Origin of the sequence: Sphingobium sp. JS3065 (assembly GCF_026427355.1) — a bacterium.
Taxonomy (GTDB): domain Bacteria; phylum Pseudomonadota; class Alphaproteobacteria; order Sphingomonadales; family Sphingomonadaceae; genus Sphingobium.
Map to the genome: position 1 here is coordinate 3,213,729 of NZ_CP102664.1, position 22,086 is coordinate 3,235,814.

Below are 22,086 nucleotides of genomic sequence, written 5' to 3' on the forward strand. Positions count from 1 at the left end.
ACGATGAAAAGGACGGCTGCGATTTCCCTAATGGTGGCGTTTCTTTGCGCCGCTTCCCCGGTCCGGGCGCATTATCTCTGGGTCGACCCGGCCGCGGGTCCCGCAGTTCGCTTCGGCGAGTTCGAGGAAGGAATCGTCGAAAAGTCTCCCGGCCGTCTCGATGAAATGGCTGAAACGAAGGTTTCTGTCGCGGACCGCATCGCCACGACTTCCCTTGCCGGCGATCGGATCGCCATCACCGGGGCCGCAGCGGCGCGAAGCGTGACTGCTGAGAATCTGTCGGTGCCGGTCAAGGACTGGCGGTCGAGCGGCCTCGGCATGGTCAAGCCGTTCTATTATGCACGTTGGGGAACGGGCGGTCGTCCGATGATGCTCGACATCCTGCCCCATAGCCCCACCACCGCGACGGTGGTCTTCAAGGGCCAGCCTCTGTCCAAGGCCAAGCTTCTCGTCCACGCGCCGAACGGTTGGACCCGCGAGGAAGCTGCGGACGAGCGCGGTGAGGTGCGCTTCTCCACGCCTTGGAGCGGCCTCTATGTTCTTGAGGTCGTCCATAGCGAAGAAGGTCCGGGAGCCTACGCCGGGGCAGCCTTCGAGCGCCAGCAGCATCGTGCGACGCTCGCCATCGTGCAATCCGGTGGTCCTACTGTGACCGCCCCTGTTTCCAATCCCCACCATCATTAAGACCGATGCGGTTGCTTTTCGTTCCGGCGCACCTTCAGCGCGTTCGCTTCCTAATCTGGCTGAAACGCGTCCATGCCTGGACCGGTTTTTGGGGAGCGGCGCTGTTTCTGTTGCTGGGATTTAGCGGCTTCCTGCTCAATCATCGGACAGTCATGAAGATCGATACGGGCGAACCTGTCGAACTCAGCCAGGCTGCGCTGCCGCTCGGCACCGCGAAGATCCAGGACGAAAAAGCGCTTGGTCAATGGGTGAAGCGCGAACTTTCGCTTGCAGCCGATCCCCGCGCGGTCACAGAGCCACCGAGCGGCAGATCGTCGGGCCGGTTCCTTGGCAAGGACCGGCCGCTGGTCCCAATCTGGCGCGTGATGTTTCATTTGCCGAATGGCAGGCTCACCGCCGAATATCCCGTGGGCGGAACGGCTGTAACGGTCAAACGCGACGCTATTGGCCTGCTCGATGTGGTCAAAAACCTGCACAAAGGAACGGGTCTCGGGGTCGCCTGGGTTTTGCTGATCGACAGCATCGCCGGTGCGCTTGGCGCCATGGCCATCACCGGTTTCCTGCTTTGGTCTCGCCTGCATGGCCCACGCCTACTTGCGGGTGGTCTTGCAACCGGTGCACTCGCCTGGTCGGTCGCGGCGGCATGGCCTCACTTCTAGGAGTTCGCTTGGGGAAGGAAAAATTTCAGCCTGGGCGAAGGGCTGCGTCGCAAGCCGCCTCCAAATCGCGTGGGCGACAAATGGCAGCTATCCTGAAGTCGCGGATGGATACCTTCCAGTCGGCTAACGGCCAAGTTGAGCCGATCAGCGCCGCTTCTACAGCGCGCCACCTGGTCAAGGGGATGGCGACAAGGCGGCATCACTTGAGCGATATGGAAAGGGCGCTAAAGCACCCTCAATCGAGCCCGGCCCCGATTCGTGTTTGGAGGTCAGGGCCTACTCGGTTGAATCCCAACAATCGTGCAGCGGCGCGGATCAGATCCGGATCATCACCGCCGGGATTGTCCTCCCGCGCTAGGCGAATTGCTGCGCGCACCTCTAGCAAGGAAAGAGCTTCCGCCTTAAAAGTGGAACCACTCTCGGCTGATCGATCTCGTACGGGCGGCTCGGCGGCTTGCGCTGCAGTAAACCAAAAATTCTCGTGGTCATTCTGAAGGTCAGCGTCTTTGCGCTTGGCAGAAACCAGTGCTTGATGTGTGGCTGCCAAAATTCGTTTACCGCTGCTTTTTTTCCCGAAGGCAGAAGCGATACGGCGCGCTACCTCATCAACATGGACCGGTCCTTCGACCGCCACAATCTCCTGCACCAGTGGAATGAGCAGCGGCGTGGGAGCCTCATGTGGCTCGATAGCGGTCGCGGCCCAAGGTTGAGCCCGAACATATGCAGGCATCACGCGCGCAACCACTTCAGGCAGTTCGATCCGCTCGGGTAGACTTATCTGCTCAACTTCTGGTTCTCCGCCATTGGCCCCAGCAACTACCAACTCATCACGTTCCTTTAGGCGTGCAGCCTCGAGCGCTGCCCGGAGGCGTTCGATTTGCCGACGTCGATCATAGAACCAGTCCGTGCTCCAGATCCGATGGAAGCGCCAGCCGAGATGCTCAAGGACATCCTGGCGGAGACGGTCACGCTCGCGGGCCCAGAGCGCTGAATGATAGGTCGCACCATCACACTCCACAGCAAGCAAATAGCTGCCGGGGCGATCGGGATGGCGTACCCCGATATCGATCCGGAAACCGGCCGAACCGACCTGCGGGTCCGCAAGGTAGCCGAGGCTGCGAATCACCTCTGCGACATCTTCTTCGAACGGCGTGTCGGGCACTTCCCCGGTTAGTGTGGGCTGCTCAATCGCACCGGACTTCGCGTATTCCAGAAAGCGCTTGAGAATGCGGGGGCCGGGCTGGCTGGCTCGGCTCACGTCAAGCTGTCCCGGATCAAACGAAGCGAAAACTTCGCACCGCAATCGAGCTCGGGTGAAAAGCACATTGAGCCGTCGCTCCCCGCCTTCGCTATTCACCGGGCCAAAGCTCGCGCCGACCATGATACCACCGGCCTGCGTCGGACCATATCCGACGGTGATCAGAATCACGTCGCGTTCATCGCCTTGGACGTTTTCAATATTCCTCACGAACAGATCCTCGGCGCGACCTTCTCGAAGGAAGGAGTCGAGATCACGGTCATCCCGTCGCGCTAACTCGAGCAATTCGGTGATCGTGTTTTTCTGTGCGTGGCTGAAAGTTACGATCCCAAGGGAAAGGTCGGGCGTGCGCCGCGCATGTTCCTGTACGCGAGCGACCAGAGCCTCGCCCTCAATGCGGTTGTCTCGTCGTCCACCGCGATCGTAAACCCCGTCAACCTGGGTAAAGATCAGGCCATAGGCGGCGTCTTTTTCGAGGGGAGAGGGTGGGAGGACCAATGCTTCGTTATAGAATTCAGCGTTGGACACGCGCATCAGTGAAGGATCGCGAGAGCGATAGTGCCATTGTAACATTCGGCCTGGCAGACCGCGCGCTTCGCATAGTGTCAGAATGCTTTCGGAGGACCCAAGCGCAGCGGCATTCTCGAGCAAATCCTCAATCGTTTCTTCTTCCTCATCTAAACTATCAGCTTCGCCATCACCGTCGGCTAAGAGGCGATCGAAGAAGGAGGACGGCGGCAACTGCTGCTTATCGCCTACCACGACAATCTGCCGCGATCGAGCAATAGCACCCAATGCATCCTCGGGTCGAACTTGGCTGGCCTCGTCGATAACCAACAGATCAAAGCTGACCAAACCTGGCGTGAGGAACTGCGCAACAGAAATGGGGCTCATTAGCAGCACGGGTTTGATCCGTTGGATCGCGACAGGCGCATTGAGGAACAGCTTGCGCAGAGCCATTTGCTGTTTCTTTTTGCCTATCTCGCCCCGGATCACCTTCATTTCGCCCTGCGCGCCTTGCGGCAGTTGCGCGAGGTGATCGGCGAGAATCGAGGTCACATTCTCTTTTAAACGAGAGCGCTCAAGCTGGATGAAATCGTCGACCAATGCATGTCTGTCCAGGGATGCGACTTCCTTTAGCGCTGGATTGGAGGCCAAGGTAGCGTTCCATAGCTGCTCGGCGCGGGCAAATTTCAGTTCAATTACGGCCGCGCTCCCATCCAGCGATCCCGCAGCCATGCGGTCAGCCAGTTCCGCTAAGCCGAACGCGTCAAGCGCCGCACGTGCCTGACACAGAGCGGCCCATTCTGAGTACCGGTCAATGGCAGCTGCCATGCCATCAAAAACTCCTGACACGACCGCGAGGTCGACATCGGCATGGGGATTTCCGAAGCGCCGTTCGTCGATGTCGAGCGCCCCAATCGTTGTTGCCAACCGATCACGGGTCTCAGAAAAGATGGCATCTAGGTCGGCCGCGTGGCGTTCCCGCGCGGGCGCATCACTAGCGATCGCCACGAGACGGTCTGGTTGGAGGGTGATAGCCCCTTCGGAAGCTCGATCGCACCATTCCGCGACACGGGAAATTCGGGAGAAGTCAGTCCGTTCACCGCGCCAATCGTCGCCAAGAACTGTGGCTAGCCACGCCTCGTCGTCGCCCCACCCTCGACGAAGGGTCTGGATGTCTGCAAGAAGGTCGACGAGAGCAAGCCGCTCGTCGGCGGTCTTTGGTATCGGCCCTCTTAATAGACCGGCGAGCGTGCGAGATGCGGTTCGATAGGCTCCGCCCCAGCGGGCGAAGAAGGATCCAGTGCCAGCAACCAGCGGACCGCGCAGTTGCGTGGGATCGGTTTCAAATGCCGACTCGATGAAATCAGCCCGGGCGTTGTCCTGCGCGGTGCGCCAAGCGGCGGCCACGTTTAGTCCGTCAATCAGGCGGGCTGCGTCGGCTATCGAAAGAAGTCGGCGCGCCAACGTTGCATCGGAAGCGTCGAACCCATCAATTCGATCCAGCAGATCGCGTAAAGGGCCCGCAGCGTTAATTGCCCGAGCATCATTTAAACCGGCTGCTGACATTGGTGCGTCGAGGGCCGCCCTCAACCTCTTTGCCCCATCAACTGCAGCAGTTAAGTCTTGACCAAGGCGAGCAACGGCCACTGGTTGGAGGTCAATCATGCCTACGCCGTCGAATGGATGCAGGGATTGAGGCCCAGCTGTGGCGAGCAAGGCTCCATAGCGGGTTATGAGGTCGCTCGCCGCGGCTTCCTCATCGCGAGACATCGAAGCCACAGCCTGCGCATCTAGCGTGGGCATGGGGGCACCCATGCCTAGATATCGGGCTTGTCGGCCGAGGACGGTGAACGGCGTTTCACCACTTGTACCGATTGGAGCATGCAACGCATCCGCGAGGTCATTCAACCTGTCACGGACGCCGCGAAGGGCTTCCGGTTTTGGCGGCATCGCCGGTACCGCCTGCCCGGCGCTCAGGGTGCGAGCCAACTCGCCGAGTACAGCCCTCTTGTTTGCTGTTTTGGAATGGAGCTCAAGGATAAGATCGCGCAAGCCCACTTTTACCAATCGATCATGCACAACCGATAAGGCCGCCATTTTCTCGGCGACGAATAGGACGGTCTTACCTTCCTTGGCCGCCGCAGCGATGATGTTCGTGATGGTTTGGCTCTTGCCGGTGCCAGGCGGTCCTTGCACAACCAAATTTCGGCCTGCCCGGACTTCCTCGATCACCTTTGCTTGGCTCGCATCGGCGTCGACAACGTGGAACAGTTTGTCGGGGGGCAAAACGGCATCGAGCCGATCCTCTGGGCCGAAGAGGGGGGACTCGTGTGCAAATCCTTCGTGGAGAAGGCCTTGCGTCAGCTCGTGTGTTTCCAAGGCGTTCTTCGGCCAGGCCTCGAGCGCTAGGTCTCGATACATCAGCAACTTCGAAAAGGAGAAGAAGCCAAGCTGGATCGCATCACGATTCACTTTCCAGCCCGGTCGCTCAGCAACAATCGCCTCTATTTGGGAGTGATAGTAGCTGGGGCGCCAGTCATCCATGTCATAGTCGATTTCGGGTAGCCGAATGCCGAAATCTTCTTGCCAGCGCTGCTGCAACGGCAAGTTGGTCATCATGTCCTCTGGGCGAACTCGGAGATCATATGTTGAGCGGCGCTGATCGCGGACCAGTTCAACAGGTAACAGCACCAGAGGGGCTTCTCGAGCCACACCCGAATCTTTGTCCTCGAACCAAGTCGCAAAACCTAAGGCGATGTACAGGATGTTGATGCCCTGCTCTTCTTCGGCAGTTTTTGCCTCTCGAGCGATTTTGAGCAGTTTCTTGGCAAGGGCGTCCGGCCCTAGTCGCGTTTCGAGCTGATCGTCTGTGTAGCGACCTTCGCCGATGTCGCCGTCGATATTCTCTGCCAGGACAATGTCATCGGTATCCCGCTGGTCGCGTCCGAGAGCACGGAACCGCATTGCCTTCCCGCCCGAAAGAAGCGCATAAACATCATCTGATCGTTCATTGACGATGTTCAGAACATTACCCCGCGTGTTCGCCCGATTGACATGCACAAGTCGGTTACGCGTTCCCGTCTCTACCAACCGCCTGCGGGTATCATCGAACAGGCGCTGGATGGAGCGGCTGCGGATCGGATCTGAGCTGTGTGTGGCGCGCGGGTCAGTCGACAGGTCGGTCATAGCACCTAGGCAGTTGAGAGATGAGAAACGGCATCATTGATTCCACAACCTTAATTTGAAATTAGGCTCGGGGTAAATCTCGTTTCTCATTGGAACCGACCCGCTGGTTCAAGCTGGAAGATCTTACTGATCACAGTGCTTAGACACGACGGTCGAAGATGGCATGGCCTTTTCTGAGCCGATAGAGAAGGGAGGGGCGATTGGCACCAGGCTCGCGACGCTTTTCTCCGGTTTCTTCCAGAAAGCCTCGTTCGATCACCTTTCGCCGGAAGGCATCAATGTTGAGCTTTTCGTCCAGGACAATTTCGTAGACGCTGTGCAGTTCCGCCAAGGTAAAAGTGGGCCCCAGGAAACGCGCAGGCAGATCGGAATAGGCGCCCTTGCCCCGCAGACGCGCGACCGCGGCAGCAAGGATGCTGTCATGGTCGAAGGGCATCCCCCCGGCCACTTCCACTGGCTTGAGTTCCAGTCCCTCGATCTTCAACGCAGGCTCCAGTCGTTCGCGGGGGGATAATGAAAAATAGGCGACGCTGGCCGACCATCCCCGTGGATCGCGATCCGCGCCGGAGAAGGTTGAGAGCTGTTCGACATAGAGATTGGTGAGCCCCGCCTTGGCGCTGAGCACCCGCCGCGCCGTATCGCCCAGATGGCTGTCCTCACCGACATGGACATAGCCGCCGATCAAAGCCTGGCGCTCGGCGAAAGGTTCGGCGCCACGTCGGGCGCGCAGCACGCACAACCGGTCTTCGTTCAATGTCAGCGGGACGATGTCGACAGTCAGGATCGGCTTTTCGAATGACGGGCTCATAAACTGCATCTTGCATCTTATCTAATAAAATGCAAAATGACGTTTATTGAGTCGATAAGGAGATTGACCATGGGACACGGAAATTGGAGCGCCCGCGATTGGGAGGCTTATGCGGCTCGCTCGGTTCATGGGCGCGGCCGCAGCGAGCTTTTCGGCGCCCGGGGTATGGATGCATCCTATGATCCGGCGCGGATCGAAATGCGGGAATCGCGCGACAGCGCTGACAATCCGGATTCCACGCCGATCATCATCGGGGTCGATGTAACCGGGTCGATGGGCATGCTGGCGGAAGAGCTGGTTGTGCACGGCCTCAATGAGACATTCACGATGTTGATGGATCGCAGGCCGGTCAGCGATCCTCATGTCATGGCGATGGCGATCGGGGATGCCTATTGCGATCGGGCGCCGTTGCAGGTCACGCAGTTCGAGGCGGACCTGCGTATCGTTGAGCAGCTACGCCAGCTCTGGCTGGAAGGCGGCGGTGGGGGCAATGAGGGAGAGAGCTATTGCCTCGCCCATGTCTTCGCGGGCCTCAAGACCGAGCACGACGCCATGGAGAAGCGCCGCCGCAAAGGCTTCCTGTTCACGGTCGGCGACGAACCCGTGTTGGACGGTGTTGAGCGTGATCAATTGGCTCGAGTGCTGGGCATCGATGCGCAGCGGGGTGTGTCGGGCCGGGAAGCGGTGAAGCTGGCGAGCGCGGGCTATGAAGTGTTTCACATCATTGTCGACGGCAGCTACGCGGCGCGCAACATGCGGAAGGTGCGGGCATCGTGGGAGGCGATCCTTCCTGAACGGGTCATCCATCTGAAGGATCCGGCTCGGCTTGCCGAAACGATCGTTGCCACGATTGAACTGGCGAGCGGTCGTCCCGCAACAGCCCCGAGCAGTCTTGCCACCTTATTGCCCGAACCGCTGCGGCGCCTTCGCTGGGCCGGGCTGGGGAGGATTTGAGATGCGCGCCTATGCCGTGATCGGCGCGAACTATGGTGATGAGGGCAAGGGGCGGACGGTCGACTGGCTGGCCGCTTCCCTTGGCCCCGATGTCGTCGTAGTGCGCAGCAATGGTGGCGCGCAGGCAGGCCATACCGTGGTGACGGGCGGGCGGCGTCATGTGTTCCATCATTTCGGTTCGGCGACGCTGCGGAAGGGACGTACGCATCTGTCACGCTTCATGGTTTCGCATCCCATCCTTTTTGCCGATGAACGGGAGACGTTGATCGGTTTCTGCGATCCGCCCCAGGTCACGGCGGATCCGCGCGGTTGGGTAACGACCCCGTGGGACATGATGGTCAATCAGGCGGTGGAACTGGCGCGCGGCGGACGCCGGCATGGTAGCTGTGGCCTTGGTTTCGGAGAGACGGTAGGGCGCTCCGAGCAGACTTCCTTCACGCTGACGGTTGCAGATCTTTGTAGGCCTGATCTTGTGGGTAGGCTGCGAGCAATCCGGGATGAATGGCTGCCTGTGCGCTGCGCGCAACTCGGCATCGACCTGAACTCTGGTCCGCTGGCATTTGCGGCGGCCGATGCTTTGCTTGAGCGCTTCGTAGAGCAATGCCGGGCTTTTTCGGAACGGGTTGTCCTGCAGTCCGATGCCGATCTGCCCAGGATGGGGCCGATCATCTTCGAAGCAGCGCAGGGCTTACTTCTCGACCAGGGTGCAGCTGGTTTCCCATTCGTCACGCGCTCCAGTACGGGTCTTGCCAACATCACTGCCATCGCCACAGAGGCGGGGCTTGGGGAGCTTGAAGCGGTCTACGTCACCCGCTGCTATCTCACCCGTCATGGACGTGGAGGGATGGAGGATGAAAGGTCGATTGATCACTGGTTCAGCGTGGCTGATGCAACCAACCTTCCCAATCCTTGGCAGGAAACCTTGCGCTTCGGCCTTCTCGATCCGGCTCGTCTCGGCTGCCGTATCGCGGCTGACCTGGCCGTGGCCGGGGAAACTATGGCCGTCACGCCGTCGCTTGCGATCACCTGTCTGGATCAGGCCAGGGATGATCGCTTGGGGTGGATCGACGGCGCTGAAGTGCGAAGCGGGCCAGTGCGAGAGATGATGGCAGAGCTTGAGATGGCTACCCGCCTTCCGTGGACCGCTGAATTTTGGGCTCCAAGCAACGAATGAAGCTAAAAGTTCAATCATCCGCGTTGCCATTGCCGCGAATACGGCGATTGTCGAGGAGCGCCGGATGCTGGCTATCAGTGCGATAGATGGCCATCTACTGTGACCGAAAATGTCGCATCTTACTGACAAAGGCGAAAGAAAAGGAGCGTCTATGAAAAAGCCGGTGAGCGTCGCCAGTCTGAGCGAATTTGGAAGAGTGCGGCTGTCAAAGTCGTTTTTCATGCGCGACTTTTTGTTCTCAGACATCGCGGCGATCCACGGGCTTCGAAATGTACCTGATGACCCTGACCTCGCCATCGAGGCGGGCAGCCGGCTGTGTCAGGATCTGCTTGAGCCGCTACAGGACCGCTTCGGTCGGCTGGCCATACGCTCGGCATTCCGCTCCTGCGACGTCAACGGACTTGGCTCCGAGATGATGAATGCCGGTAAGGCGGGCTATAACTGCGCTTCCAACGAGCGGAACTACGCCAGCCATATTTGGGATCGGAAGCGTGACGGTATGATGGGAGCGACGGCCTGTATCGTTGTTCCGTCTTTTTGGGATGCCTTCCAGGAGGAGGGCGATTGGCAGAAGCTCGCATGGTGGATCCACGATCATTTGCCTTACTCCAGTCTCTATTTCTTCCCCAAATACTGGGCTTTCAACATATCCTGGTTCGAACAACCGGCCAGAACGATCCACAGCTACACCACTCCGAAAGGCTGTCTGACGAAGCCTGAAATGGAAAATCATATCGGCACACACGAGCATGAATGGGCCGGCATAGAAAAAGCGATGAATCCTCAATCGGCGCGCTGACCGCGTCATTTGGCGCATGCACCGCGCGCCGAGATAGGGGGAGGCGGTGCTTTCAGTCGGTCAGACGTTGTCGTCGATCATGCCGATGATTGGGAAAACTTGTTTGATCTGGCCGTGGGGGATCGATGCCGTCGCTTGCTCGCGATATTGCCTTAGCTCGATAAGGTTGCGATCGCGGGCGAGCAGTCGACCGGCGATCCACAATGAGCGCCCTGATTCATCTCGCAGCTGGACCAGCACGTCCGCGTTGATCGATGCCGGTTTGATGCGGTCAAATACCACTCGCTCGCCGGCTCTGAATCGCGGTTCCATAGCTTCGCCCGGGATATACATGACAAGGTAGCGATCGGCGTCACCCAGCCCGAAAGGTGCTGCCATATAGGCAACTGGACGAGAAAGATCGGCCTCCCAGAGTTCAAGCTGCTCGGAAAAAGCTAAGCCGCTCTCCTCAGGAAAGTGGACACTCGCCGCGTACACTGGGATGCCGTTCTGCTTCGATAGCACGGGAAGGGCCGGATCGTCCTTCAGCGTGATGTCGAATGCCGGAGATCGCAGCGGCAACGCATCCGTTTCACAGATGGAAAATGCATCTGGAAACGTGGCCTTGAGCTTAGCGACGCTTTGTTGTGAGAGCGAATAGCCGACCGTAGGGTTGGGGTAGATCCGGGTCAGCGTGGAGGGCGCAAGACCTGAGCGGCGTGCAATCTGGCTTGCTGAAAACCCGGTTTCCTTGATCAGGCAACCGATCAGGCTGCGGGCTTTATCCTGATCCCACTCACCGACAAAAGACATGTGTATGCGCCCGTTTTCTTAGCGCGACAGCCAACCACGACCATATGCGGCCGTCGTCCGTCGCGCCTGCATCATTATGCGCTTCGATCATTCCGGCGCAAACTATAATAGCGCAAATTTGCAAGTGCATATTTGCGCAAATGCATCAGAAAAATTGCGGTGCGGCATAACGGTATATTGAGGCTGCGACCACTTCTGTCATTTTTGAGGGCGCAAACTCACAAAAAAGATTTGCACGGCTTTCGTTCTACACATAGATGTTTGCGCATGTTGCGCATATTTGCGCAACTACAGGTGTCATGGGGGAGTTCCGAACAGCATCAGCGCAAAGCCTTTTGCGTACGCGAAAGCACTGGCGCCCGTCGTTTGCCGCTCATCTGCCTGAGAATCGCAGCCAATAGGGGTTTTGAATGAATAAGAAGTCGAGGTTCAACCGGATGCTGCTGTTGTCAGCCTCCATACCAGCGGCGGCTCTGCTCGCAAACGCTGGTGGTGCATTGGCGGCTCCCGCCACAGTGAACGTGCCGACCGGCGCAGGGACCGGCGCGGCCGTAAACGCCGACATTGCAACGGCCATCACCACGCCAGCCAATCCCGACCTCACGGTTACGATTGCCAGCGGCGCGGATATCAGCGGCGCGAGCGTCGGCTATGATTTCGTTGCAGCAGGTTTTGCTGCGGGTCAGGGCGACGGCGCGGTAAACCTCACCAATGATGGTCGCGTGACCGGCCTGAGGTTTGGCGGCGTGGGTGCGGCAAGTGCCGCCAACAGCTTTACCGCCACCAACAATGGTGAAGTCGTCGGCGGCGTAAGCGCGACGGACTTTGGCGGCGCGGTATCGGTTACCAACAATGGCACTGTAGGCGGCAGCGTTGTCGGCTCTGGCTTTGGTGACGTCACACTCGCAAACGGCTTGGCCGGTGAAGTGGGTGGCAGCCTTATCGGGCAGGCGCTCGACGCCGCCAACGTCTCGATCACTAACACTGGCACTGTCGATGGCGACCTCGATGGATCGGCCACCACCGGCACCGTAAGCATCGCCAACAGCGGCGATGTTGCAGGCAGCGCCTTTGCCTCGACCAGCGAAGGGGCGATCTCCGTCACCAACGCCGCGTCTGGCCGCATCAGCGGCGATGTGTCAGCGGGATCCGAGTCCGGCGCGATCACGATCGCCAACAACGGCCAGGTCCTGGGTCAGACTGATGCGTTCAGCCGCAACACGACCTTCACCTCGACCGGTCCGACGACCACGGTATCGGGCACCACCACCACCACCACCCAGTCGAGCACTTCGCAGCAGACCGTCGGCGGCGATATCGATGGTACTTACGCGGGTATCAATGGCTCGCTGAACTTCGGTGCTGGCAATGACGGCAGCATCACTCAGGTGAGCGGCACGAACAGCACGGCGACCGTGACGGGCACCGTGTACGGCGACATCTACTCCGAAGCGTCTGGCTCTTCGTTTGCTACGCAGAATGTGGCCGTGTCGACCGATTCGCGCGACGCGGCGGGCACCGGCTCGGTCGTGAACAGCAGCAACAACACCTTCGACGTGGCGTCGACCGGCGGCACAAGCACGGTCAACATCTCCGGCACGGTCGCGCCAGGCGATTCGGGCCGCAATGGTGATGTTATCTCCCGCGGCGATACTGCGAGCGCCGTCATCATCAACGGCGGCAAGGTGTCGGGCAATGTGTCCTCGACCAGCCAGGGCGTGGCGTTCAATGGGGCATTCACCTCGGAAGACACCGACACCTATGACGCGGGCGTTTTCCAGGGTTCCACCTCGGTAAGCGGCACGCAGTTCAATCAGGCGCGGGCAGGCGGAGACGCTTCCGTCTCGCTTCAGGGAAGCAGTCTGGTTAACGGCAATGTGAGCGTTGAGGGCGGTGCCTCTGCTTCGGCAGCAATCGGCTCGGCAGCCAAGGTCGAACAGGATGTGTTCGTCAGCACGGCAGTCCCGATTGGCCCATTCTTCACCGTAGGCGATGCCTCGTCCACGAACTCCAGCACGCGGACGACAGACGCGTCGGGAGACGACACTCAGGTCGATACGTCGCTGTTCACCGTGTCGGCTCCAGCTGTTGCTGCTGATGCCACGCTCAACAACGCCGGCCGAATCGATGGGGATGCGACCGTTGCAGCGGGCTTCGGCAACGCTACGGCCACCATCACCGGCACTGTTGGCGGTTCGGTGAACGCCAGCGCGTTCGCGTCCACGTCGAGCAGCGGTTCCACCTCGGACTACAGCGTCAATGGCGGCCTCAACACGCTGACGTCGCAAACCTTCACTGACAGCTTCGCCGATGCCGGTGGCCAGGCCAATGTCGTGATCGACACGGCCGCTGCGCTGCAGGGCAAGGGCGTGCCTAGCGTTGCAGGCAATGTCTTTGCGTCGGGCGTCGGGGGCGCCTCCATCACGGTCGAAGACGGCAGCGTTGTCGGTGATGCCGGGACGGGTACGGGTGGCAATCTGTTCGCCAACAGCCTGGGCGAAAGCAGCAGCGATGAGACGGTCACGACCTACGCTGCGGACGGTTTCACGCCCGCCACAGTTGCGTCGACCTTCAGCGCTGCCGCAGTAGGCGGCGCGGCTTCGGTCACCAACAACGGCACCGTCCTTGGCGATGTCGAGGTTCAGGGGCTGACGTCCGCTTCGCTCGTCAACAATGGCGATCTGGGCACCGGCGGCAATCTGTTCAGCGTTTCGGCTCTGGACGCCGACAGCACTGTTACGTTGACCGACACCAACCCCACCAACGCTGGCATCCGTTCCCTCGCGGCGACGGTTGCGGCAATGCCTGTGGGCGGCAACGCCAGTTTCACCAACAGCGGCAACGCCTTTGGTGACGTCGAACTCGAAGGTGTGACGGGTTCGTTCATCAACAATGGCATCCTGACCGGCACCACCACCCTTGGCGGTTCGGTGTTCAGCGGATCGGCCACGGTCGATGCGACGATCAACACCACCAACGTGACCGTGACTTCGGTTGCCGCTTCGCAGACCTACACTGTCGATCAGAACGGTGTTTCGGGTGGCTTCGCTGTAACGGGTGCGGTTTCCACGCAGAGCGAGGTGGCGTCCGCGCTGTCTTCGCTGCTTTCGCCAGCGGTGCCACTCGATGCCTCGCAGGTCGATCCGGCTGCGTTCAACCTGACCGTGGGTGGCGAGGCTGCCGTCAAGACTGCTGCCATCAAGTCGACGATCAACCTCAACAATGGTTCGATCACGCTTGGCGACATCGACGCACAGCGTGACGATAGCGGCGCCTTCCTCACCGACACGACCGTCAACCTGAATGGCAGCGGTTTCCTGGGCGCGAGCGAACTGCGTTCGGCTACCTCGACCTCGCCTGCCATCTTCACGCCGGCCGCCACGCTGCCGGAAGAAGCTGAAGGCCTGTTCGGCCCGACCGCCGTCCGCGTCCTGGGCGTCAACACGGTCAACAAGACCGGTGCAGGCACCTTCGTCGTAACGGGCGCCGAATATGTTCCGGCTGAAGGGGCTGCCCCGGCAGCTTGGACGATGGATGTCGGCAACTTCAACGTGCAGGCTGGCGAAGTTCAGCTGGACGTTGATGGCACCGACGCCGTGTTCGGCATCAAGGGCAACATCAACAATGATGCTACCCTGGTCCTCGGCCGTCGTGCACCGACCTTCGTTCAGACGGTTGGCAACAGCATCGTCACGCCGGGACCCGAAGCGATCAAGGGCATTGAGCTCTATCAGCAGGGCAACTACACCCAGACTGCCAACGGTACGACGGTTGTGGGCGTCAATCCCTCGCTGGTCCGCTTTGGCAACCTGTCCGTCAACGATGGCGGCGCAGCGCCCGAGGTGCTGGGTCCGATCACTGGCGGCGTCAGTGTTCCCTACTTCACCACCCCGACCAATGCCGGTGTCTTCTCGATCCCGTCGTCGGTCACTGTGGACGGTAACCTGAACCTGGCCGGCAAGGTCGCGGTGACGGTGTCGAAGGATAGCCTCTATTCGACGGGCGATGGCTATACGCTCTTCACCTATACCGGCACCGGCAACGTCACCGCCACGGCGGCGCCGACGCTGGCCTCGCAGTTCGTGACCTTCGGCCTGAAGCATGATGCGACCGCCAAGACCGTTTCGATCGAGGCGACCCGCAACAGCTACGCCACGGGCGCAACCAATCCCAATGCCGCTTCGGCAGCCGTGGGTCTGGACAGCGCGCTGGCTGACGTCATCGCCCGGGTGAAGACGGACGCCGCTGGCGGCAATGGCTTTGCTTCGGTTACGGAGATCGCCAATGCGCAGGACATCGCCAACATCGCAGCGGGTCTCGACTGGCGCCTGAACAGCGCACAGGCGGCGCAGGTCTTCAACGAGCTTTCCTCGGCGGAGATCTATGGTTCGCTGGCCGCGGTTGATCAGAACGCGGTTTTCAACACCACCGTCAACCGTCTGGCTGCTCGCCGTGGCTATGGTGAGGCGCTGGGCACGCAGATCTGGTTCAATCCGTCGGCGAACTTCGCCAAGACGGGCGGCACCAGCTCGGGTGCGTCGAAGATCAAGACCAACAGCTATGGCGGCGCCTTTGGTCTCGACGTGGCCTATCAGGAAGACGGCGCCTTCGGCATCGGCTTCGGCTATGGCCAGCATGACGTCACTGCGCAGGGTTCGCAGGAAGATGCCCAGGTTCGCACCTACACCATCGGTGCCTATGCGACCCAGGGCTTTGGCCCCTTCTACGGCAGCTTCCAGCTGGCGTACGGCTTCTCGAAATTTGAAGTCGAACGCGACCTGGACATCCTCGCTCGCACCATTGAAGCCGACTTCAAGGGCAAACAGTTGGATGCCAGCCTGGAACTGGGCTATGACTTTGCCGCCGGTAGCGGTCTGGTCGTGACCCCTTATGGTAAGCTGGCGCTGCGTCGCTGGTCGATGAACGGCTTCACTGAAGAAGGTGGTGCTGGCATCGGATTGAACGTGGATCACGCCTCCAAGACCGTCTTCTCGCCCGTTCTGGGTGTGAAGGCCGGGGCTCTGCTCGGTGATGCCGATGGGATCGCCTATCGCCCCTATGCCAAGGTCCAGTACAGCTTCCAGGGCAGCATCGGCAGCGATCGCACGGTCCAGTATCTGGGCGGCGGCGATGCCTTCCGCCTGAAGGGTGTGGATCCGGACGGTAACGGGCTGATCGAACTGGGTATCGATGCCTCGGTCAACAAGCGCGTCAACCTGTTCCTCTCTGGCGGTTACGGCTTCGGTGGCCATAACAGCCTCGGCCAGGTCCGTGGTGGCATTAGCTTCGGCTTCTGACGCACCAGGGTAGAAATGGAAGGGCGCGGCGGTTTCGACGCGCCCTTTCGTTTGCTTGGCAGCATTGCTCTCATGCCCTTGCGCGCGATGGACGATAGCTATGTCGACCGCGGCACTAGATGTGGAAGATTCTGCTGCGTCCAAATCTGTCGCGCCGCTTATTCACATCCCACCGGAGAAATATTGGCGCAGAATCAACGAGTAAACATAACGTGAACAACTTTGGAACAGGCGCAGAACCGCTCAAAACGATTGCCGGTCTGATTATGGCAAGGCTGGCACATTATGGGGTTCAGATTTTGACTAACGAAAATGGAGCTCTGTGCTTTTTCACGCCATCCTCCGGTAACGTCGGTCGCCCTTGGGTGGCAGGTGAATACGCGCAAGGTTTGGAAGACGGGGCGATACGGGAGCTGCAGCAACTCGTGAAGGTCTCGCCAATGGTTGCCGAGGCCATTGTAGCGGAGCTTGCGGATTCCGGACTGCCCTCGGCCTCTGACTGAACGGCAATGCACAGGGTGACGCCGAGCAGGGCCGGCCCGGATTGCGGGACAATCCCGATCCGCCCTGGAACTTCAAACGCCGACGAAAGCGACGAAAGCGGCAATCGGAGGAACAGGGGTGCTTGATTCAGAGCAGCGTCTGACTCTCGATTTCTTTCACGCGCTCGTATCAATCGGGTCCTATTTGATGCCGGCCGACTTCAATCTCGCAAAGGGATCGGCATTCTCATCTTCGAACGACCAACCCTCTGGCATATTCACCTTGAGACCCAACTCGAAATCGAGGCGTTGGCGTTCAGCTTTGGAGATCATCACAATCTTCAAATGTCTTTCCAACAGCTTCGCGACGGCGGACACATCTGCTCCCGACGAAAACATCTCTTCGCACTGGTTGCGAATGAGCGCCAGCGGCACAACATGTTCACGATGCTCTGCAGATGTCCGTGAGCGTCCAGCTATGATAATATAGCTTGGGATCAACGGCTCATCGAGCAAGCGCGAGTGGCGCCAGTTTTCTTCCCATGACTGGTCCATTACCCAAGCAGCTCGTTCAAATACGCGTCGGGTAATTTCTTTCTTGTCGAGCTCAGGTCGCATACTTTCCGCCACGATTCAGAAATGATGCCCATTGGAAGTTTGTGTTGGGTTACGCAAGCTGCCGCCCAGCCTCGGCCCTTTTTCGACATGCTGCTTCAGAAAAGTCACGAGTAGCTTGACGGACTTGATCTTTCCTAGGGCAACCTGCTTGCCAATGTGTTGACTTATCATTGACGAAGCTGCCTGTCCCCGCGATGGCCACCTTCCCTTGGCATCCATAATGAATCCGGTAAGGAATATAGATGGCGCGCCTTTCACTTGCCCCCGACCTTGCTGCGGAGAGGCTCCGGGCCGCGTTTCAGTCGTTGCAGCCTCACCTATCGCCCCCAGCCTCAGCAGCCAGACAGTTTTACGATTTGGAATCACTGAAGGCTGCCTTCGTTGCGCTGAAGACTCCGCTCGCTGCGGCCAGAGCAGAGGGCGATCTCATCAACCCTTGGGCGATCGCGGGGCTGGGACGGGACGAGGTCCGCAATGCTGCGACGCTTGCCGGCCTTTGGATGGCTGATTTTGGGGGGAGCAGCTCGAAGCTTTTCATCAGCAGCTTTCTTGAAGAGACCCTTCCCGGCATCGACTGGATGGCCGAGATCGCGGCCGGCTATCATGTCGAGACGGAGATTTGCCCTCTGGGCGAAAGGTCCGATCGCGTAGATCTTGTTGTCGAGACCGGGAAACATCTGGTGGCCATTGAGGTCAAGATCGGAGCACGTCTGGCGCCTCAGCAGCTACAACGGTACGAGGTGGCGATCGCGCGCCGTGCCCGTCTGCGCGACCGGACGCCTCATGTTATCCTGCTGGCGCCGTTCCCGGGAAAGCTTGCGTCGGTTGCCGATAGCTGCTGGCGCGACATCTATCGCGCCGCATCACGGGCGGCACAAGCCTCTGCAGAAAAACGAACTTTCGTCCAACATCTGATCGCAGCATTCGGCGATCATGTTGCCGAGTTTTAGGGGGTAAGAATATGACCGATCCTGTAGTAGGCGCTGTCATCGTTCAGCATATTGATGAACTTGAGGCAGCTCTACGATATGCGCGCCGCTCCCTCACGCCGATGCTGGAAAAGGCAACGGCTGCGATCATTGATGAGAGGCGCAAAATCTATGGCTGGGAGGGCGAAGCGCCGACCGATTTCGACGACATGCTTTGGCTGGCGCCCGCCGAGTGGCGCATGGCTGGCGATGCCGATGATGGATTCGATCTCTATCTCAGCTTCTCTACGACGGATTGCATCGACGGTGAAGAACCCGACACATGGGTCGGTTATTTCTGCGGCTTTGCAGGCGCCACCATACGCTTTGAATTCGCTACCGACGCGATCGGGCAGCGAGACTGGAAGGCGGTGCTGAGAGCGCAGACGAAGCTCGCTGAGGGGCTGGTAGATCAAGGCTTTCTTTGCGACCCCAAAACGGGAGAGCTCGCGCTTCGCATTCCAGTAGACCGCGAAGCGCTTGCGATCGGCTTCGAGGACAATGATCTGGAGGCAGCGCTCGCGCCGGTCGCAAAGACTCTTGACCGCATCAGGGCTGCCCGCGCTCTGCTTGATGAACTGGTGACAGCCATACGCGAGAAGTCTTCCTTCAGGCCGGTTTCCAACGGCGGGTAGGAGTGAGAGGAACCCGCGGATTGGCGCGGACAATGCTGTCTCGGGCGTCAGTCCCCGCCGACCCTTTTGATGGACTGCAACGACGACCAACGGCCCGAAGAATTTTCAACTGCACATCAGCTCAGACGCAAATCAGCGATTGGGAAGGCGAAACAGCGAAATATGGACGTGAATTTGTCAAAGGCTGTCGAGCGCTCGGAGTGGGTTGATCACCAGCTGTCGCGGCTCATACAGAATCTGGAGTTGATTGCCACGGACCGTCATCGGTTGGCCGGGGGCGCCTTCATGGTGGCGCTGGACGTTCATTCCGCAATCGCAGCGCTGACCCGGAGGAATAACCTCCCGTCGGCATTTATGCTCTCGAGGTCGATTTGGGAGGCCATAGTTCGCGGTTTCTGGTTGCTCGAATGTGCGAGCGACGAGCAGATCAAGAAGTTCATCGACGACACCTCTAACCAAAAGACCTGGAATATGATCCAGGATCTGGAAGCAAAAGGCTCTTTCGATTCGGACACGCTCTCCAGCATCCACGCTCATAATTCCAGAAGATTGAACGCGATGAACCATGTCGGCGGTCCGCTGCTAGTGCGTTGCAATTCAGAGAGAGGTATCGAGTTCAATTTTGATAGCGACGAGATAGGAGAATGCCTCGGCAATGCATGCGCAAATGCCCTTTTAGCTGCCTTGGGCCTCGCGCAGGCCGCAGCCGACGAAGAACTGGGGAAGGCTGTATTTAAGGTTCAGACCGACGCGTTCGCAAATTAGGATCTTGCGACACGGCACCGTCAGCTGATCTATGGAAGTCAGAGGCATTTTGGCAGAATTCCAGGGTACATCCGGGGCATGCGTGGCAACGGTGCGCCACTTGGAGCCGTTAAGCATTAAGCTCGTCATGCCCAAAAATGGAATCGTCACCTCGATTGCCTTAATTCATTCTGAGGCTCGCGAATTTGGCAAAGCAATGGAAATTGGCACAAGCCCATCCTAGCCCGATTGCGAAAATTCTTCGTCTTTGCCAGGAAATTGGCTGCAACTGAGTGGGTGGGTGTTCCAAGGTTTATGCGCAGAGTGATCGGATGGCTGGGGCGGAAGGCGGTCCTTTACATCTTATTGGTTGCAGCTATCGCGGCCAGCACCTTTTTCATTCCTTGGGTGAAGCAGGTCGCTTTGGGTCGGTCGCCGACTCTAGTACGCATGCAGGTGCTGGAGGACGCGAAAAGCAGAATCGAATCGAAACGCGACGTTGAGGAGAAATCGTTCAGGCAGGCCGCTGTCGCTTTGCGCAGCGAGAGTATCGGTGAGCTCGATGATCGACGCCGTGCCTTGAACGAGGAACGCGCTCGGCTGATGCAACGTATCAACGATGCTAGATTGCCGTGGGCGCTCGCCCTCATCAATCAGAAGGCGCTGCTGGCTATCGAACTTAGCAGATTGCGAGTTGCGGTGATCGACCAGGAACTAGCAGCGATCTCTACAGCGCGTGATGCGGCCACGAGCGACGGTGCTTCCATCGCAGCAAAGGCGGATCTCGCTCGACAGAAGCGCGAAGTTGCTCGCCTAAATTCAATGTGCAATCGGGCGAAATCCAATGTCGATATGTACGAGCAGCGGTGGGGTTGGAAGCTGCGGCAATGGTGGGAGAGTGCCGAACACAAAGCGCTCGTCGCTGCGCGGGACAATCGGTGCAAAGCAGTCGAGGCAGCGATCAAACATCGCGATCGATTGGTTGCCGTGGCTAACCAAAAGGACGCGGTAAACCGTCGTGCGAAGGATGCATTTGCAAGGGCCACCGCTTCAACCGAAATGATCCGGGAAGCGGGTGTTGCTCTCGCCAAGGATGCGGAACGCGCTCGCATTGAGTTTTCGGGCTCCCTTCCCGAAAGGCTGCGGGTTTGGGCCGAACGTTCGAAGCTTACGAAAATCCTGCGCACTGCGGCCCTTGCCCTCGCGCTCATCATTGCCATGCCATTCCTCATTCGCCTGTTCTGCTTCTCCGTTCTCGCGCCGATCGCGATGCGTCGTCCTGCAATCCGCCTCACGGTGCCGCAGCGCATTGCCATAGCTGTCCCGCCCGCAGCGCCTTCCACCACCTCTGTCGCGGTGCGGCTGGAGCCGCGGGAGGAGCTGCTCGTGCGGCAGGATTATCTCCAGACCAGTAGTCATCCTGGCGCGAAGGGCACGCAATGGCTGCTTGATTGGAAAAAGCCGATCACCAGCATCGCGACCGGTCTCACCTTCCTCACCCGCATCCGTGACGAAGGCGAGGTCACGACTGTCTCGGCGGTCCGCGACGGGTTCGCCGAGGTCACGATCCTGACGCTACCTGAGGACGCCGCCTGCGTGCTCCAGCCGCGCGCCCTTGCCGCCGTCGTGCAGCCGATTCGCTGTCCAATACGGATCACGCGCCATTGGCGGCTCGGTTCACTCAACGCTTGGCTGACGCTGCAACTGCGATACCTTGTTTTCCACGGCCCTGCGCGGCTCGTACTCAAGGGCGGACGTGGGGTGCGCGTCGAGGCGGCGCAGCAGGGGAGGGTCTTTGGGCAGGACCAACTTATCGGTTTCTCCGCCGACCTCGCCTATTCGGTCACGCGCGCGGAGACGTTTTGGCCCTATTTCCTCGGCCGCGAACCGCTGTTCAAGGATAGCGTCACAGCGGGTGAAGGGGTACTGATCGTCGAGGAAGCCCCGCTCACTGCCCGCGACGGCGATGTACGCCGTGGCATAGAAGGATTGATAGACGCTGGAATGAAAGTAGTCGGGATGTAGGAGCCACCTGCCGTTACGCGATTCTGCCCGCTAATTTTCGGCAAGCCGACTGGACGGCTTCGGTCATCCTAGATTGTTCGACGTGAAAGTGGGGGCATTGAAGGGGGCATGCTGAACAAAGTTGCATTATTTGATGTAATGAAATCAAGGGCTTGTAAGAAATGTTTGGTTCCCTCCCTCTCCGCCAATTATCCTTGAAATCATTGGGCTTTATAGCGGAGTTCAAGGGGTACCCGCCAATAAACCCGCCATCGTGAAATGTGCTTGATTGCAACAGCATGGCGTTAGTTGGATCAGCTACGATGCAGAGTTTTCAGCAGCATCGGCGAACGCATCAGCAGCTTTGCGCAGAGCATCGCGCGCCTCGTTCAACGCTTGCCGGGCAACGGGCGGCGCATCGACCGGCAGAGCGGTCAGCATGTCGTCAACACGGTTCGCGATCTCCAGGCTCGTCATCTCAGCTTCAACGCTCGTCATGATGTCCCTGTCTGTTGCA

16 protein-coding genes are annotated in these 22,086 nt (G+C 59.3%); 11 read left to right on the forward strand and 5 right to left on the reverse strand.

Annotated elements, in window-relative coordinates:
* Positions 1 to 3: 3 nt before the first annotated feature.
* Together NUH86_RS15660 and NUH86_RS15665 are read left to right on the forward strand one after the other, a co-directional pair.
* Complete coding sequence (locus NUH86_RS15660; protein ID WP_267250341.1) at positions 4 to 684, forward strand: hypothetical protein; 681 nt, start codon at positions 4 to 6, stop codon at positions 682 to 684.
* A 5-nt stretch (positions 685 to 689) separates the two neighbouring features.
* The gene (locus NUH86_RS15665; protein ID WP_267250342.1) at positions 690 to 1,343 is read left to right on the forward strand and encodes a PepSY-associated TM helix domain-containing protein; all 654 of its coding nucleotides are present in this window, start codon (positions 690 to 692) and stop codon (positions 1,341 to 1,343) included.
* Positions 1,344 to 1,578: 235 nt separating this feature from the next.
* Here the strand turns inward: NUH86_RS15665 and NUH86_RS15670 are convergent, their stop codons facing one another.
* On the reverse strand, positions 1,579 to 6,294 hold the full coding sequence (locus NUH86_RS15670) for a DUF3320 domain-containing protein (RefSeq protein ID WP_267250343.1): 4,716 nt from the start codon (positions 6,292 to 6,294) through the stop codon (positions 1,579 to 1,581).
* Between the two features lie 139 nt (positions 6,295 to 6,433).
* Positions 6,434 to 7,102 carry an NUDIX hydrolase gene (locus NUH86_RS15675; RefSeq protein ID WP_267250344.1) on the reverse strand — a complete coding sequence of 223 codons (669 nt, stop codon included), beginning with the start codon at positions 7,100 to 7,102 and terminating at the stop codon, positions 6,434 to 6,436.
* A 69-nt stretch (positions 7,103 to 7,171) separates the two neighbouring features.
* On the opposite strand from NUH86_RS15675, the gene NUH86_RS15680 reads away from it, so the two are divergent.
* From NUH86_RS15680 to NUH86_RS15690, 3 genes are all read left to right on the forward strand, one after another.
* Positions 7,172 to 8,056 (forward strand): hypothetical protein, encoded by an 885-nt coding sequence (locus NUH86_RS15680; protein WP_267250345.1) that lies wholly within the window; start codon positions 7,172 to 7,174, stop codon positions 8,054 to 8,056.
* 1 nt (position 8,057) lies between these two features.
* A complete protein-coding gene (locus NUH86_RS15685) occupies positions 8,058 to 9,230 on the forward strand; it encodes an adenylosuccinate synthetase (RefSeq protein ID WP_267250346.1) in 1,173 nt (390 codons plus the stop codon).
* A gap of 151 nt (positions 9,231 to 9,381) precedes the next feature.
* Positions 9,382 to 10,029: a hypothetical protein gene (locus tag NUH86_RS15690; protein WP_267250347.1), complete on the forward strand. Its 648-nt coding sequence runs from the start codon at positions 9,382 to 9,384 to the stop codon at positions 10,027 to 10,029.
* A 60-nt stretch (positions 10,030 to 10,089) separates the two neighbouring features.
* On the opposite strand, the gene NUH86_RS15695 is transcribed toward NUH86_RS15690, so the two are convergent.
* Complete coding sequence (locus tag NUH86_RS15695; protein WP_267250348.1) at positions 10,090 to 10,821, reverse strand: hypothetical protein; 732 nt, start codon at positions 10,819 to 10,821, stop codon at positions 10,090 to 10,092.
* Between the two features lie 410 nt (positions 10,822 to 11,231).
* On the opposite strand from NUH86_RS15695, the gene NUH86_RS15700 reads away from it, so the two are divergent.
* Positions 11,232 to 16,118 (forward strand): autotransporter domain-containing protein, encoded by a 4,887-nt coding sequence (locus tag NUH86_RS15700; protein ID WP_267250349.1) that lies wholly within the window; start codon positions 11,232 to 11,234, stop codon positions 16,116 to 16,118.
* A 119-nt stretch (positions 16,119 to 16,237) separates the two neighbouring features.
* Entirely contained in the window at positions 16,238 to 16,621 is a 384-nt protein-coding gene (locus NUH86_RS15705; protein ID WP_267250350.1) for a hypothetical protein, read from the forward strand.
* A 180-nt stretch (positions 16,622 to 16,801) separates the two neighbouring features.
* On the opposite strand, the gene NUH86_RS15710 is transcribed toward NUH86_RS15705, so the two are convergent.
* Positions 16,802 to 17,230 carry a hypothetical protein gene (locus NUH86_RS15710; protein WP_267250351.1) on the reverse strand — a complete coding sequence of 143 codons (429 nt, stop codon included), beginning with the start codon at positions 17,228 to 17,230 and terminating at the stop codon, positions 16,802 to 16,804.
* 230 nt (positions 17,231 to 17,460) lie between these two features.
* Here NUH86_RS15710 and NUH86_RS15715 point away from each other — a divergent pair, with 230 nt between their 5' ends.
* The 4 genes from NUH86_RS15715 to NUH86_RS15730 all read left to right on the forward strand — a co-directional run bounded on the left by NUH86_RS15715 (position 17,461) and on the right by NUH86_RS15730 (position 21,590).
* Positions 17,461 to 18,168 (forward strand): PD-(D/E)XK nuclease family protein, encoded by a 708-nt coding sequence (locus tag NUH86_RS15715; RefSeq protein ID WP_267250352.1) that lies wholly within the window; start codon positions 17,461 to 17,463, stop codon positions 18,166 to 18,168.
* Positions 18,169 to 18,179: 11 nt separating this feature from the next.
* Positions 18,180 to 18,821, forward strand: a complete 642-nt coding sequence (locus tag NUH86_RS15720) for a hypothetical protein (RefSeq protein ID WP_267250353.1) — start codon at positions 18,180 to 18,182, stop codon at positions 18,819 to 18,821.
* 162 nt (positions 18,822 to 18,983) lie between these two features.
* A complete protein-coding gene (locus NUH86_RS15725) occupies positions 18,984 to 19,586 on the forward strand; it encodes a DUF6988 family protein (RefSeq protein WP_061935612.1) in 603 nt (200 codons plus the stop codon).
* 228 nt (positions 19,587 to 19,814) lie between these two features.
* Positions 19,815 to 21,590 (forward strand): hypothetical protein, encoded by a 1,776-nt coding sequence (locus tag NUH86_RS15730; RefSeq protein WP_267250354.1) that lies wholly within the window; start codon positions 19,815 to 19,817, stop codon positions 21,588 to 21,590.
* Between the two features lie 297 nt (positions 21,591 to 21,887).
* Here NUH86_RS15730 and NUH86_RS15735 read toward each other — a convergent pair whose 3' ends face one another.
* Positions 21,888 to 22,067 carry a hypothetical protein gene (locus NUH86_RS15735; protein WP_267250355.1) on the reverse strand — a complete coding sequence of 60 codons (180 nt, stop codon included), beginning with the start codon at positions 22,065 to 22,067 and terminating at the stop codon, positions 21,888 to 21,890.
* Positions 22,068 to 22,086: the final 19 nt, after the last annotated feature.